Origin of the sequence: Vibrio sp. K4 (assembly GCF_051122595.1) — a bacterium.
Taxonomy (GTDB): Bacteria; Pseudomonadota; Gammaproteobacteria; order Enterobacterales; family Vibrionaceae; genus Vibrio; species Vibrio owensii.
Map to the genome: position 1 here is coordinate 817,966 of NZ_CP178577.1, position 14,770 is coordinate 832,735.

The window sequence follows — 14,770 nt, forward strand, 5'->3', positions numbered from 1 at the left end:
TGATGAGTTTATTAGATGTCAAAGATCTGCGCGTCGAATTTACCACGCAAGATGGTATCGTAACCGCAGTAAACGATTTGAACTTCTCTCTGAATCAAGGTGAGACCCTAGGTATCGTAGGTGAGTCTGGTTCAGGTAAGTCACAAACTGTATTCGCAATCATGGGTCTACTGGCTAAAAACGGTATTATCTCTGGTAGTGCGAAATTTGAAGGCCGGGAAATCCTCAACCTTCGAGAAAAAGAGCTGAACAAGGTTCGTGCGGAACAGATCGCAATGATCTTCCAAGACCCGATGACCTCTCTTAACCCATACATGAAAGTTAGTGATCAGCTGATGGAAGTACTGATGCTGCACAAAGGTATGGGCAAAGCAGAAGCATTCGAAGAGTCGGTTCGCATGCTTGAAGCAGTAAAAATCCCAGAAGCTCGTAAGCGTATCACCATGTACCCACACGAGTTCTCAGGCGGTATGCGTCAGCGTGTAATGATCGCAATGGCGCTACTGTGTCGTCCAAAACTGCTTATTGCGGATGAGCCAACGACGGCATTGGACGTTACGGTTCAAGCGCAGATCATGGATCTGCTGAACGAACTGAAATCTGAGTTCAACACTGCAATCATCATGATCACGCACGACCTTGGTGTCGTAGCGGGTTCTTGTGACAAAGTACTGGTGATGTATGCAGGTCGTACCATGGAGTACGGCACAGTGAACGAAATCTTCTACAACCCAAGCCACCCTTACGCGGAAGGTCTATTGAAGGCGATTCCTCGTTTGGATACAGAAGGCGAGATCCTGCCAACAATTCCTGGCAACCCGCCTAACTTGCTTCGTCTACCACCTGGCTGTCCTTACCAAGATCGCTGCCACCGTGTGATGGATCGTTGTAAGCGTGAAGCACCAATTCTGACGCCGTTTGGTGATGGCCGTCAGCGTGCATGTTTTTCTGAATGGGAGGCTTGGAGCAAATGAGTACAGACAAAAAACTAATTCTGGATGTATCTGATCTGAAAGTTCACTTCAGCATTGCATCAAAATCTGCATGGCCTTGGGCAAAACCTTCAAGCCTAAAAGCGGTAGACGGCGTAAACGTTCGTCTATACGAAGGTGAGACTCTTGGGGTAGTAGGTGAGTCTGGTTGTGGTAAATCGACGTTTGCTCGCGCGATCATTGGTTTGGTTGAAGCAACAGATGGCGAAGTAGTTTGGTTAGGCCAAGACCTAACGAAGATGAAAGACGTCCAACGCCGTGAAACGCGCAAAGAAATCCAAATGATTTTCCAAGATCCTTTGGCTTCTTTGAACCCGCGTATGACAGTGGGCGACATCATCGCTGAGCCGCTAGAGACGTTCTACCCAGAACTGACTAAGCAAGAAGTGAAAGACCGCGTTAAAGAAATGATGGCGAAGGTAGGTCTACTGCCAAACGTTATCAACCGTTACCCACACGAGTTCTCAGGTGGTCAGTGTCAGCGTATTGGTATCGCTCGTGCGCTTATTCTCAAGCCGAAGATGATCATCTGTGACGAACCGGTATCAGCACTGGACGTATCGATTCAAGCTCAGGTAGTTAACCTGTTGAAAGAGCTGCAGAAAGAGCTTGGTCTTTCTTTGGTATTCATCGCGCACGATTTGTCAGTGGTGAAACACATCTCTGATCGCGTATTGGTTATGTACCTAGGTAACGCAGTTGAACTGGGTGAAGCGGAAGCATTGTTTGCCGATCCAAAACACCCATACACACGTGCGTTGATGTCGGCGGTTCCAATTCCGGATCCGGAAATTGAACGCAGCAAGAAGATTCAGATGCTAGAAGGTGATCTACCATCACCAATTAATCCTCCTTCTGGTTGTGTGTTCCGTACTCGTTGTCCTCAAGCGACGGATGAGTGTGCGAAGACCAGACCACACATCGAAGGTTCAGACGTTCACGCAGTATCTTGTCTACACGTAGCAGTGTAATTAAATTCAGCCTGTGACGGGCTTAAGCGCGGCTCCTTTTATAGGGTCGCGCTTTTTTTATGCCTACGATATTGGCCGGAATTAGTTCATTCGAAATTCTTGAACAAGATAGACTAAGTGGCCGGATTATAAGCTTTGCGTGATTCGCTAATATAGTGGAAAACAAATTAAGAGGAGAGCAGTCATGGGTAAGTTAGTTGAGGGCGTTTGGCATGATGTATGGTACGAGACTAAATCTAATGGCGGTAAGTTCGTTCGTGAAGATGCGGGCTTTCGTAATTGGATAAAGAACAAACCCGATGCGACATTCCAACCTGAAACGGGCCGTTACCACCTTTACGTTTCTCTTGCTTGTCCGTGGGCGCACCGCACGCTGATCTTCCGCAAACTCAAAGGTTTGGAAAAGCACATCGATGTCACGGTCGTTTGCCCAGACATGCTCAGCGAAGGTTGGCAGATGGGCTTACCTGAGCCACTGTTTGGCCATACTCGTATGCACCAAATCTACACTCAAGCTAAGCCCGATTACACTGGTCGCGTTACCGTTCCGGTTTTGTGGGACAAAAAGACCAACACCATCGTGTCGAATGAGTCGTCTGAAATCATCCGTATGTTTAACTCTGAGTTTAACGAACTCACCGGTAATAACGATGATTATTACCCAGAGCAACTTCAAAGCGTGATTGATGAGTGGAATGACTACATTTACCCGAACGTGAATAATGGCGTATACCGTTGTGGTTTTGCGACAACGCAAGAAGCTTATGAAGAGGCGTTTGATTCACTATTTGCCGCACTGGATAAAATCGATGCTCATCTTGCAACGCATCGTTATCTAGCGGGCAATAAAATCACCGAAGCAGATTGGCGCTTGTTTACGACCCTTATTCGCTTTGATGCGGTATACGTAGGTCATTTCAAATGTAATAAACAGCGCATTGCCGATTACGCAAACATTCAAGGTTATTTGAAAGAGCTATACCAAGTAGAAGGCGTGGCAGAAACCACAGACTTCTACCACATTAAGCGTCACTACTATTTCAGTCATACTGGTATCAACCCAACACAAGTGGTACCCAAAGGCCCTGAATTAGATTTGGATTCGCCTCATGGTCGAGAATCTATCTAAGTTTAAAACTTCTAAGAAAAGCGCCATTTGATGTGGCGCTTTTCTTTTTTCTCAATATCTTCTCACCATCACAGCTTCTTCCTACCAATCACATAAACTGATGATATAACAACCGATCTTTGACTGAGGTGGGGTATGGATATCAATGAGTTTGTCAGTGGCGAGCATCTAATTTGGAATCTGTTTGTTGCTCTGCTTTTGGGTGCGATTGTTGGAACACAACGTGGCTGGGTGATGCGCAACAGCGTCGAAGGTAGTCGCGTTGCAGGTATTCGCACTTTCTCTTTAGTCGGTTTGCTTGGTGGCTTGGTTGGGATTCTTGCCAATCTGTATACGCCTTTGCTACTCGGCTTTGCTCTTATTGCTTTGGTGATTCTTGCTTGCATTGCGTTTGTTATTCAGCAAAAAAAGAGCGAGGACATCAGCATCACCGGCGTGGTCAGTTTGGTGATCACCTTTGTACTTGGCAGTCTGGCTGTTTCCGGCGAAGCGGTGCTGGCTGCTGCGGCGGCAGTCATCACAGCAGTTGTGCTGGATAACAAGAAAGAGCTTCATCGGGCTTTGCAGCGCCTTCAAGAGTACGAGCTTGATGCGGCTTTGCGTCTTCTGCTTATTTCCATCGTTTTATTGCCTCTTTTACCTAACCAAGCGTATGGTCCTTGGAAGGCTCTGAACCCTTATGAGATCTGGTGGATGGTGGTGTTGATCGCCAGTATTTCATTTGTCGGTTATTTCGCGATTAAGATCGGCGGAGCGAAGCGGGGCATATTGTTTACGTCAGTCTTCGCTGGCTTAAGTTCTTCTACCGCACTGACGTTGCAGTTCTCTCATCTTTCACGTGAGCAGGAAGGCATCAGTCCTCTGCTCGCAAGCGGAATCTTATTGAGTTGCGGTACTATGTTTCCTCGCTTGTTGATTGTCCTATCTGTTCTCAATCCTCAATTAGTCAGTCTGTTATGGCCGATTGTCTTGGTCATGATGATTGCGCTTTATTTACCGGCTTGGTGGATATGGCGTCGAAGTGAAGTCGAGAAGATAGAGCAGTCAAACAAACAGACTAACCCGTTGGCGCTTCAATCGGCACTGTTCTTTGGTGTCGTGTTGGCGATCATTATGTTGTTATCTCATGCACTTTCAGATTGGTTTGGTAGTGCGGGTATCTTAGTTCTATCTGCGGTGTCAGGGATTACTGATGTTGACGCCATTTCACTAACTTTAGGACGACAAAGTACTCAGTCATTGGCGATAGAGGTTGCTGTGCTCGGGATATTTATCGCGGCGTCAGTGAATACCATTGTTAAGATGGGGATGGTACTTATGATAGGGGCTCGTCAACTGTGGGCTAAGGTTGTTCCACCTATGTTGAGTGCGGTTTGTTTGGGTGGGCTTGTCTATTTGGCGCTTTAGAACAAATAACAGTCTGATGCAAAAACAATTTATTAGGTCGCGAGCTAGGTTCCAATCTGTAATTATCAATCAAGTAAAACTCATTCCTTTTTCTATACTGATTCACCAAGTGCTGAGCTTTCGTGCTAAGCACCAGGAATCTGAACAAGGAAGAAACGATATGATTACTGTATTTCCAGGAGTGGTCGAAGGTACGGGCTTTAAATGGAAAACCGTGGAACAACCTATCACTAAATATAACGACGCGGTGGCCTATTTACGCCAATCTAGCGCGGCCGCAGCACTATTAGATTTCCTCTCGGGAGGTGAAGAGGTCACGTTACTTTGTACAACTGACACAACTAGCAGCTTTTTTCCTGCAGAAATCGTAAAACAAGCAGGCTGCAATGTTCGCGGCAGTTTAGTGACTTGGAATCCTTTTGATAGCTTGAATGTAAACGACATTAAGCGCAACAAACCCGTCGGGCGCAGTCGTGTGCCAAACAAAAATGTATCTAGAGGGACGCAGTCACCAGCAGTTGGACTTATTCATGAGTTTGGTCACGCGCGTCAATACATGTTGAAACGAGATTGGTTCATGACGCACTATCGCGCAGCCTCAAGTGGTAGTGATAGCGATAGACTCATCATAGAAAATGATAACTTGCTTACCGTAGAGTCCGTCGTTGCTCGCCAGCTCAATGAAGGTGTTCGTTGGAAGTATAGGGATATTGGATCGAGTAATACGAATTTGAACGTGCAGTATCAATTAAATCGTCCAATGGACCCGATTCTTGTCTAGCACCAAGAAATAAAAAACCTCGCCGTGGCGAGGTTTTTTCATTCAGAAAGGTGCGGTTAATTAGTTAACTGCTTTTTCTTTTGCTTGGTCAGCTTGATCTGCCTGAATCGCAGTTAGAGCAACTGTGTACACGATATCGTCTACTAGTGCACCGCGAGATAGATCGTTTACAGGCTTGCGCATACCTTGCAGCATTGGACCGATAGATACTAGGTCTGCTGAACGTTGTACCGCTTTGTAAGTCGTGTTACCAGTGTTTAGGTCTGGGAATACGAATACTGTTGCTTTACCTGCTACTGGAGAGTTAGGCGCTTTAGAAGCTGCCACGTTTTCCATGATCGCAGCGTCGTACTGTAGAGGACCGTCGATCACTAGATCTGGACGTTTCTCTTGAGCAATCTTAGTCGCTTCACGTACTTTATCTACGTCTGCACCCTTACCAGATTCACCAGTAGAGTAAGAGATCATAGCAACGCGAGGGTCAATACCGAATGCCGCTGCAGAATCAGCAGATTGGATAGCGATTTCAGCAAGCTGTTCAGCTGTTGGATCTGGGTTGATCGCACAGTCACCGTAAACCAATACTTGGTCAGGTAGCAGCATGAAGAATACAGAAGATACGATAGACGCATCAGGTGCAGTCTTGATGATTTGGAACGGAGGAACGATAGTGTTTGCTGTGGTGTGAACCGCACCAGAAACTAGACCGTCTACTTCGTCGTTCTCAAGCATCATTGTGCCTAGGAATACTGAATCTTGTAGCTTCTCACGAGCAACAACTTCAGTCATACCTTTCGCGCCACGTAGTTCAACTAGACGAGCAACGTAGTTTTCACGAACTTCATCAGAGTTGATGATAGTTACGCCAGCACCTAGCTCAACACCTTGTTGTGCAGCAACGCGACGGATTTCGTCTGGGTTACCTAGAAGCACACATTCAGCGATACCGCGCTCAGCACAGATAGCCGCAGCTTTAACTGTACGTGGCTCATCACCTTCAGGAAGAACGATACGCTTGCCAGCTTTACGAGCGAACTCAGTTAGCTGGTAACGGAATGCTGGTGGGCTTAGACGACGAGACTTCTGAGTGCCTTCAGTCATAGACTCGATCCAGTTACCGTCGATGTGACCAGCAACGTGCTCGTTGATGAACTCGATACGCTCTTTATCGTCTGCAGGTACTTCGATAGAGAAGCTCTGTAGGTTTAGAGAAGTCTGCCAAGTGTTACCTTGTGCTTTGAAGATCGGTAGACCAGTTTCGAACGCTGGCTTACAAAGACCAGTGATTTCTTCAGGGATGTCGTAACCGCCAGTCAATAGAACTGCACCAATATCAACACCGTTCATTGCTGCAAGTGCTGCTGCAACGATTACGTCTGGACGGTCTGCTGAAGTAACAAGTAGAGAACCTGGTTTGAAGTGCTCAATCATGTTTGGCAGAGAACGTGCACAGAAAGTGATGCTCTTGATACGACGAGTCGCAATGTCACCTTCGTTGATGATGTCAGCGTTTAGGTGCTGAGCCATATCGATTGCACGAGTAGCGATCAGATCGATGCTCCATGGCACGCAACCTAGTACACGAATTGGAGAAGTGTTGAAGATTTCCATCACTTTCATTTCGTTTTGCTTCGCGCTGTCAGCATCGTCAAAGATTTCAGATAGGTCAGGGCGAGTACGGCCAGCTTCGTCAACAGGTGCGTTTAGCTTGTTGATGATTACGCCAGAGATGTTCTTGTTCTTAGTACCACCGAAGTTAGAACATGCTACTTCGATGCGCTCTTTAAGTTGAGCTGGGTTATCTGTACCAGGAGTTGCAACAAGAACGATTTCCGCGCCTAGAGTCGCTGCGATTTCCGCGTTCACTTGGTTAGCGAATGGGTGCTTACGAGTTGGTACTAGACCTTCGATAAGCGTTACGTCTGCATCTTTGTTGATTTGGTTGTAACGCTCAACAACAGTTTCTAGCAGCTCGTCCATGTTGTCGTTACCGATTAGGCTTTCAGCAACAGACATCGCTAGTGGTTGACCGATCTTCATATCGCTGTTGTAACCAACGATAGTTGAAGTTAGATCAGGTTGATCACCGCCAGAACGTGGCTGTGAAATTGGTTTGTAGAAAGAAACCTTAACGCCTTTGCGCTCCATTGCGCGAAGAACACCCATGCTTACGCTAGTTAGACCAACACCAGCACTTGCAGGGATAAGCATAATAGTACGAGACATTCGTAGAGTACCTTTAGCTATTGGGGGATAAAAGCTCAACTCTTATTCCATGAATAATTCAGAGAATAGGAGTTAAGCCCCTAAGAAATTCTTTTGGAAGAAAAACTGGCTAGCCGAGTGGCTAGCCAGTTAAATCTATTAAAGACCTGCTAGGCGTGCAGTGTCTTCAGCAATTACTAGCTCTTCGTTAGTAGAGATAACCATTGCTGGGATACGGCTGTTAGCTGTAGTGATAGTACCTTCGCCGCCGAAACGTGCTTTAAGGTTAGCTTCACCATCAACTTCGATACCGAAGATACCTAGACGGTTTAGAACCATTTCACGGATAGGGCCAGAGTTTTCGCCGATACCGCCAGTGAAAGTGATTGCGTCTAGACGACCTTCCATAGAAGCAGTGTAACCAGCTACGTACTTAGCTAGACGGTGACAGAACACGTCCATTGCACGAGTTGCTTCTTCTTTCTCACCGTAGTTGTCTTCAACGAAACGACAGTCAGAAGTCACTTCAGTTAGACCAGCAAGACCAGACTCTTTAGTTAGCATGTTGTTGATTTCTTCAACAGAGTAACCTAGAGCGTCGTGTAGGTGGAATACGATAGCTGGGTCGATATCACCACAACGAGTACCCATTACTAGACCTTCAAGAGGAGTAAGACCCATAGAAGTGTCTACAGATTTACCGTTCTTGATTGCACAAACAGAAGCACCGTTACCTAGGTGACAGTTGATGATGTTTACTTCTTCAACTGGCTTGTTTAGTAGGCCTGCAACTTCACGAGTGATGAATAGGTGTGAAGTACCGTGCATGCCGTAACGACGGATACCGTGCTCTTTGTATAGTTTGTATGGAAGAGCGTATAGGAAAGACTCTTCAGGCATAGTTTGGTGGAACGCAGTGTCGAATACAGCAACGTTTTGAAGCTCTGGGAAGTTGTGCTTAGCAGCTTCGATACCGATGATGTGCGCTGGGTTGTGAAGCGGTGCGAAAGTCGCAGCGTCTTGAATACCTTTTAGTACGTCATCAGTGATTAGTGCAGATTGAGTGAACTGCTCACCACCGTGTACGATACGGTGACCGATAGCGCCTAGGTTAGCTTTAAGCTCTGGCTTAGAAGCAAGAATAGTTTCAACCATGAACGCTAGTGCTTCTTCGTGTGCTGCACCGTTACCTAGTTGAGCTTCGTGTTTACCGTCAAGTTTCCACTTGATACGTGCTTCAGGAAGGTGAAGACATTCAGCAAGACCTGATAGGTGCTCTGCACCTGTTTCTGCATCAACAACAGCAAATTTAAGAGAAGAACTACCGCAGTTTAAAACTAAAACTAGCTTAGACATGTGTGACTACCTGTTATTCGTCTGATCAAAATCAGTTAAAGGATGAAAAATTAATCACAAGAATAGACGATACCGCCAAGGGTGCGTACTAATCTTGGTCAAAAATTGTTCTAATTCCGTATAAATGAATAGTGATGAACCCATCCACCACTATGAAGCGATCCGTGCAGAATAAAATCTCGGAGTTGCTTAAATTGTAAATAACAGCAACAATGAGATTGAGGGTCTGCAAAGGATAGCGATAATAGGCAATGATAACAAAAAAATTTTGAAAGAATATTAACTTTCATCAATTTTTTGCGCCTTCAGTTGAAATGTTCAACTATTTTTTAGTGAGAGAGCGGTATGAGCAAACAAGTCGGATTGATCCATAGCCTGAAAGACGGCCAAAGTTACATGGAGATCTGGCCGGTTCGTAAAGAGCTGAACGCCATTTTTCCCGAACAACGCATTATTAAAGCAACGCGCTTTGGCATTAAAGTGATGCCAGCGGTCGCCGCGATCGGTGTGCTCACTCAAATGGCATTTAATAACTATGACGCACTTCCTCAAGCGATCGTAGTTGCGCTGTTCGCAATCAGCATGCCACTGCAAGGTATGTGGTGGTTAGGCAGTCGTTCCAACACCAAATTGCCACCAGCGTTGGCCTCTTGGTATCGCGAGCTGCACCAAAAAATTACGGAATCAGGATTCGCACTAGAGCCAGCAAAAGCTCGTCCAAGATACAAAGAACTTGCGGTGATCCTAAACCGAGCGTTTCGCCAGTTGGATAAGACTGCATTAGAGCGTTGGTTCTAACTCCTCAGATCTACAATTAACTCATTGAAATGGAGTGTGCTTTCTAGCCACTCCATTTTTTATGCCCGTGACATGGCTTTTCACTCTTATCTTATTTGCAATAACCGCCTCGCGTACCGATTGCGAGATCACAAATGTTACTTTGTTGTTAAATCTTACTTTTCTTTCCCAACACTTAGCGTTAATAATGACAATTAGATGCACAAAAAGTGCGCAGCAATAAACACAACATCCCATCTTCCTCATTATTTCTGCTAAGCATTCATTTTCGATGAGGCTTTCAGTTCAAGGACGAAGAGACATCAAGGAGTCATGATGAAAACGAAACGTTTACTCGCCACTGCTATTCTTGCCGCGACCACGGTTTTTTCCTCAGCTAATGTGCTTGCTAACACTGCGACGGTTGCTGTTTCACAAATCGTGGAGCACCCAGCGCTCGACGCGACTCGCCAAGGCTTATTAGATGGCTTGAAAGCGAAAGGATATGAGCAAGGGAAGAACCTAGAATTTGACTACAAAACCGCACAAGGTAACCCGGCCATTGCCGTACAGATTGCGCGTCAGTATGTGGGTGAGAGTCCTGATGTACTAGTAGGTATTGCCACACCATCGGCTCAAGCTTTGGTGTCCGCAACGCGTTCTATTCCAGTGGTGTTTACTGCGGTAACGGATCCGGTGGGCGCAAAGCTTGTGAAATCCATGCATCAACCGGGCAAAAACGTAACGGGTCTTTCTGATTTGTCTCCGGTTGCTCAACATGTTGCTTTGATTCAAGAGATCTTGCCAGAAGCGAAATCCATTGGTGTGGTCTACAACCCTGGTGAAGCCAATGCAGTGACTTTGGTGCAACTGTTAAAAGAGAGTGCAGAAGCAAATGGACTTAAAGTGATTGAAGCGACGGCTCTGAAAAGCGCAGATGTTCAATCCGCGACCCAAGCCATTGCTGCTAAATCAGATGTGATTTATGCACCGACAGACAACACGGTAGCCAGTGCGATAGAGGGCATGATCGTGGCTGCAAACCAAGCTAAAAAACCAGTATTTGGTGGAGCGACGTCTTATGTAGAAAAAGGCGCGATCGCAAGCTTGGGCTTTGACTACTACCAAGTCGGTGTTCAGACTGCTGAGTATGTTGCGGCTATTTTGGAAGGACAAGAGCCGGGCAAGCTAGACGTAAAAGTCGCAACGGGCTCAGACCTTGTTGTCAATGAAGGAGCGGCAACCAAGCTTGGTATTCAGTTACCAAGTTCAGTTGTAAAACGTGCGACCAGCATGCAGTAAGAGTGACGTTCAGGTCGAAGTAATGCCGATCTGATTTGTGCAGAAAGGAGCAGTTATGTCTGCATTTGCTTTTTTTGGTGCGCTCGAAATTGGCCTCATTTACGGCTTAGTGGCTTTGGGCGTTTACCTTACGTTTCGTGTTCTTGATTTTCCTGATTTAAGTGTCGACGGCAGTTTCCCGATGGGAGCCGCCGTTGCTGCGACTGCAATCGTCGCGGGCATCAACCCTTGGATCGCAACCGGAATGGCTGTGATTGCTGGTGGGATGACTGGGTGGGTGACTGCTTTTCTTGCGGTTCGATGCGGAATTCTCCACCTATTGGCTTCGATTCTTACCATGATTGCGGCGTTCTCTATCAATATTCGCATTATGGGTAAGCCCAATATGGCTCTTCTAGGTGAGGACACCATTCTTACTCCGTTCGAAGCCATGGGAGATTCTATGTACATCCGGCCGTTGGTTGTCGGTGTATTAGTGTTGCTCTCTGCTTTGTTTGTCGTACGCCTCCTTAACAGTGACTTTGGTTTAGGGCTAAGAGCTACAGGGGTGAACGCTCGAATGGTGGCTGCACAAGGGGCAAGTACCGCTTTTTACACCTACTTTGGCCTCGCGCTTTCTAATGGTTTTGTCGGTTTTGCTGGCGCTCTATTTGCTCAAACCAACAGCTTTGCTGATGTCACTTCTGGTGTGGGTACGATCGTGGTTGGTTTAGCTGCAGTTATCCTCGGTCAAACTCTGATACCAGGGCGTAAAATCTGGGTTGCGGTTTGCGCGGTAATTATCGGCTCAGTGCTTTACCGTCTGGCTGTTGCCTTTGCATTGAGTTCCGGCATGTTTGGTCTGCAAGCATCAGACCTAAACTTAGTGACGGCGGTGCTCGTTGCTGTGGCGTTGATCGCGCCAAAACTGAAACAGAGCATGAAAGCGAAACAACGCGCGACCAGTGCGAAACAAGCCGCATCAAAAAATGGTTCAGAGGAGGCGCTATGATTGAATTAAACAACATCCAAGTGACCTTTAATCCCGGAACCATTTTGGAAAACAGAGCCTTGAAAGGTGTCTCGTTAGAAGTACCTGAACATCAGTTTCTCACCGTTATTGGCTCCAATGGGGCAGGGAAATCGACCTTGCTTGGGGCGGTGACGGGGGAAACGCCGATGATTGGCGGTCAGGTGATAATTGATGGGCAAGATGTAACCCGGAAAACCGTGGCGCAACGAGCGACTCAGTGTGCTCGTGTATTCCAAGACCCGTTAGCGGGCACTTGTGGGGATTTGTCCATTGAAGAAAACATGGCGTTAGCTTACATGCGGGGTAAGCGTCGCGGTTGGGGAATGGCGCTCTCTTCTCAACGTCGCAAGCTTTTCCAAGAGCGCATTAGCATTCTTGGGTTAGGGCTTGAGGATCGCTTGGGGGACAGTATTGGATTGCTCTCCGGCGGACAACGACAAGCGGTCAGTTTGGTCATGGCAACACTATCAGACAGTAAGCTGTTGTTGTTAGATGAGCACACCGCTGCGTTAGATCCGCGCATGGCGGCCTTTGTTATCGATCTAACCAAGCGTATCGTCAGCGAGTTCAACCTCACAGTGATGATGGTGACGCATTCAATGAAAGACGCGCTGGCTTGCGGTGACAGAACGGTTATGTTGCACCAAGGTGAGATTGTTCTTGATGTCGCAGGTGAGCAGCGTGCCAATATGCAAGTCCCAGACTTACTGGAAATGTTCTCTAAAGTGCGTGGAGAAGAGTTAGCAGATGACAGCTTGTTGCTGAGCTAACGTAAAGAAAGAGCGAAACTACGCCTACCAAACGTGATCCTCCTTGAGAAAATTGCATCTAAGGCAATGTCGAAAGGAGGATTTTTCGGTAAATACTCTTTATTAAAATAGTGGAATATTCCAATACTAAGAGCACTTACCATGACCCTTCCATTTATATTCCATAGCCAGACTGAAGATGGCCTTGTATTTGATGGTGAACTGCTGACCGTCACTCTGAAAACTGAAAACGTTGAGTTTGATAGCGTGCACGTACGCTGTGAACCTGACAACGAAGAATATCTGATTGAAATGCTACCTTGCGGCAAGGCTGGTGAGCTTCAACTATGGCAAGCACAGTTCGCGGCGAACCGAGATCGTGATGTCACTCATTACGTATTTAAACTCATCAAAGGCAATCAGCAACTTTGGTTGGATGGGCGAGGTGTACATAAACGTATGCCACCAAAAGAATTCCACTTTAAGCTGAACACGCAGTCTCAACCACCGAGCTGGGTGCAAGAACAAGTCTTCTATCAAATCTTCCCAGACCGTTTTGCAGCTAGCCAAGATGAGCAAGCAATTCGAAATGCCTACGCGCAATACGACCCAGATACCATGGTGAAATCTTGGGGAGAGGCGGTAGGTTCTCATCAAAATACGGGCGCGCGCGAGTTCTTCGGCGGCGATTTGAAAGGCGTTGAACAGAAACTCGATTACTTAGATGACTTAGGCGTGACGGCGTTGTATTTCAATCCTATTTTCACGGCGCCAAGCAACCATAAGTACGATACGAAAGACTACCTTAATATTGATCCTATGTTTGGCACTAACGAACAGTTTGCGCAGCTGTGTGAGCAAATTCGTGGCAAGCAGATGAAGATCGTTTTGGATGCCGTATTTAACCACACGTCCGTTCATCATCCATGGTTCGATATTAAACAAGAAGGTCAGGGGGCTTATGGTAATCCGGACTCGGACTTTCGCGACTATTACTTCTTCGAGGGACAAACCAACAAATACATTGGCTGGAAAGGCATTGGCAATTTACCGGTTCTAAACTTTGAGAACGAACGAGTTCGCGATCATATCTACCAAGGTGAAGAGGCGGTGATTAAACACTGGCTCAAACCACCATATTCAGTCGATGGTTGGCGCTTTGACGTTATTCATATGTTGGGTGAAGGCGATGGCGCAAAAAACAATGCACACTATGTGGAAGCGTTCCGTAAAGCAACCAAGGCGGTCAACCCTAATGCTTATGTGTTAGGTGAGCATTTCTTTGAGGCAACACAATGGTTACAAGGTGGGCAAGAAGATGGCGCAATGAACTATTACGGTTTTGCTCATCCAGTCCGTGCTCTGATTGCTAAGCAAGACATCATGTATGACCCAATTGACATCGATGCGTTAGATTTTAAAGAGTGGATGGATGAGGCGCGAGCTAAAGTCCCTTTTGCCAACCAATTGTCTCAGCTTAATCAGCTAGATAGTCATGATACCGCCCGATTTCTGACGCTTTTGCACGGCGATAAAGAAAAAATGCGAATCGCACTGGCTTTACTCATGACTTACATCGGTACGCCTTGCCTGTATTACGGGAGTGAAGTGGGATTGGAAGGTGGGCTTGATCCTGACAACCGCCGTTGCTTCCCGTGGGATCAGGTTACCGAGTCTGAGTGGCTGCCTTTGTATCGTGACTGGATAAGAATTCGCAAGCAATACAAGGCACTACAGTCCGGTAGTCTGCAATGGCTTCACTGTGATGAGCAGGTGATGGTATACGCTCGACAATGGAAAGAAGAAACAATAGTTGTGGCATTTAACCTAAGTAAATACGAACAAAATGTTAACCTGCCTTTATGGCAACTTGGCTTAAATGCAACACACTTGCATCAAATATTAGACAAAGGTGAAGTCGAGATGGCTGAACGTCATTTTTCTGTCAATATCCCAGCATTGAACTGCAAAATATGGCAAGTGAAGTGACACCTGATGCCTTATTTATTAAAATTTATGAATACATAAGTGAAAAACTATAAATAGCCCTTCGGTAGTCAGTACTTTCGAAGGGCTGAAATTATTAAAA

At 46.4% G+C, this 14,770-nt stretch carries 12 protein-coding genes; 10 read left to right on the forward strand and 2 right to left on the reverse strand.

Annotated features, from left to right (window positions below):
* The first annotated feature begins 2 nt into the window (after positions 1-2).
* The 5 genes from ACLIIY_RS03830 to ACLIIY_RS03850 all read left to right on the forward strand — a co-directional run bounded on the left by ACLIIY_RS03830 (position 3) and on the right by ACLIIY_RS03850 (position 5,280).
* Positions 3-974, forward strand: a complete 972-nt coding sequence (locus ACLIIY_RS03830; RefSeq protein ID WP_039842198.1) for an ABC transporter ATP-binding protein — start codon at positions 3-5, stop codon at positions 972-974.
* Positions 971-1,963, forward strand: coding sequence for a murein tripeptide/oligopeptide ABC transporter ATP binding protein OppF (gene oppF, locus ACLIIY_RS03835; protein WP_005439644.1), 993 nt, complete (start codon positions 971-973; stop codon positions 1,961-1,963). Before ACLIIY_RS03830 ends, oppF begins: the two co-directional genes overlap by 4 nt.
* A gap of 184 nt (positions 1,964-2,147) precedes the next feature.
* Complete coding sequence (locus ACLIIY_RS03840; protein WP_054824061.1) at positions 2,148-3,092, forward strand: glutathione S-transferase family protein; 945 nt, start codon at positions 2,148-2,150, stop codon at positions 3,090-3,092.
* A gap of 135 nt (positions 3,093-3,227) precedes the next feature.
* On the forward strand, positions 3,228-4,499 hold the full coding sequence (locus ACLIIY_RS03845) for an MgtC/SapB family protein (RefSeq protein ID WP_434528132.1): 1,272 nt from the start codon (positions 3,228-3,230) through the stop codon (positions 4,497-4,499).
* 160 nt (positions 4,500-4,659) lie between these two features.
* Entirely contained in the window at positions 4,660-5,280 is a 621-nt protein-coding gene (locus tag ACLIIY_RS03850; RefSeq protein WP_020196378.1) for a hypothetical protein, read from the forward strand.
* Positions 5,281-5,340: 60 nt separating this feature from the next.
* Here ACLIIY_RS03850 and pta read toward each other — a convergent pair whose 3' ends face one another.
* Positions 5,341-7,506 carry a phosphate acetyltransferase gene (gene pta, locus ACLIIY_RS03855; protein WP_005439640.1) on the reverse strand — a complete coding sequence of 722 codons (2,166 nt, stop codon included), beginning with the start codon at positions 7,504-7,506 and terminating at the stop codon, positions 5,341-5,343.
* A 138-nt stretch (positions 7,507-7,644) separates the two neighbouring features.
* The gene (locus ACLIIY_RS03860) at positions 7,645-8,841 is read right to left on the reverse strand and encodes an acetate kinase (RefSeq protein WP_005439639.1); all 1,197 of its coding nucleotides are present in this window, start codon (positions 8,839-8,841) and stop codon (positions 7,645-7,647) included.
* A 345-nt stretch (positions 8,842-9,186) separates the two neighbouring features.
* Here ACLIIY_RS03860 and yfbV point away from each other — a divergent pair, with 345 nt between their 5' ends.
* From yfbV to malZ, 5 genes are all read left to right on the forward strand, one after another.
* On the forward strand, positions 9,187-9,639 hold the full coding sequence (gene yfbV, locus ACLIIY_RS03865; RefSeq protein ID WP_005439638.1) for a terminus macrodomain insulation protein YfbV: 453 nt from the start codon (positions 9,187-9,189) through the stop codon (positions 9,637-9,639).
* Positions 9,640-9,954: 315 nt separating this feature from the next.
* Positions 9,955-10,920 carry an ABC transporter substrate-binding protein gene (locus tag ACLIIY_RS03870; RefSeq protein WP_434528133.1) on the forward strand — a complete coding sequence of 322 codons (966 nt, stop codon included), beginning with the start codon at positions 9,955-9,957 and terminating at the stop codon, positions 10,918-10,920.
* Between the two features lie 55 nt (positions 10,921-10,975).
* A complete protein-coding gene (locus ACLIIY_RS03875) occupies positions 10,976-11,911 on the forward strand; it encodes an ABC transporter permease (RefSeq protein WP_258489007.1) in 936 nt (311 codons plus the stop codon).
* Complete coding sequence (locus ACLIIY_RS03880) at positions 11,908-12,702, forward strand: ABC transporter ATP-binding protein (protein ID WP_009707269.1); 795 nt, start codon at positions 11,908-11,910, stop codon at positions 12,700-12,702. Before ACLIIY_RS03875 ends, ACLIIY_RS03880 begins: the two co-directional genes overlap by 4 nt.
* 141 nt (positions 12,703-12,843) lie before the next feature.
* Positions 12,844-14,670 carry a maltodextrin glucosidase gene (malZ, locus tag ACLIIY_RS03885; protein WP_434528134.1) on the forward strand — a complete coding sequence of 609 codons (1,827 nt, stop codon included), beginning with the start codon at positions 12,844-12,846 and terminating at the stop codon, positions 14,668-14,670.
* Positions 14,671-14,770: the final 100 nt, after the last annotated feature.

Bases quoted from the DNA above. Each gene is read 5' to 3' on its own strand.
- ACLIIY_RS03830 (WP_039842198.1), top strand. From the start codon at position 3: ATGAGTTTATTAGATGTCAAAGATCTGCGCGTCGAATTTACCACGCAA.
- oppF (WP_005439644.1), top strand. From the start codon at position 971: ATGAGTACAGACAAAAAACTAATTCTGGATGTATCTGATCTGAAAGTT.
- ACLIIY_RS03840 (WP_054824061.1), top strand. From the start codon at position 2,148: ATGGGTAAGTTAGTTGAGGGCGTTTGGCATGATGTATGGTACGAGACT.
- ACLIIY_RS03845 (WP_434528132.1), top strand. From the start codon at position 3,228: ATGGATATCAATGAGTTTGTCAGTGGCGAGCATCTAATTTGGAATCTG.
- ACLIIY_RS03850 (WP_020196378.1), top strand. From the start codon at position 4,660: ATGATTACTGTATTTCCAGGAGTGGTCGAAGGTACGGGCTTTAAATGG.
- pta (WP_005439640.1), bottom strand. From the start codon at position 7,506: ATGTCTCGTACTATTATGCTTATCCCTGCAAGTGCTGGTGTTGGTCTA.
- ACLIIY_RS03860 (WP_005439639.1), bottom strand. From the start codon at position 8,841: ATGTCTAAGCTAGTTTTAGTTTTAAACTGCGGTAGTTCTTCTCTTAAA.
- yfbV (WP_005439638.1), top strand. From the start codon at position 9,187: ATGAGCAAACAAGTCGGATTGATCCATAGCCTGAAAGACGGCCAAAGT.
- ACLIIY_RS03870 (WP_434528133.1), top strand. From the start codon at position 9,955: ATGAAAACGAAACGTTTACTCGCCACTGCTATTCTTGCCGCGACCACG.
- ACLIIY_RS03875 (WP_258489007.1), top strand. From the start codon at position 10,976: ATGTCTGCATTTGCTTTTTTTGGTGCGCTCGAAATTGGCCTCATTTAC.
- ACLIIY_RS03880 (WP_009707269.1), top strand. From the start codon at position 11,908: ATGATTGAATTAAACAACATCCAAGTGACCTTTAATCCCGGAACCATT.
- malZ (WP_434528134.1), top strand. From the start codon at position 12,844: ATGACCCTTCCATTTATATTCCATAGCCAGACTGAAGATGGCCTTGTA.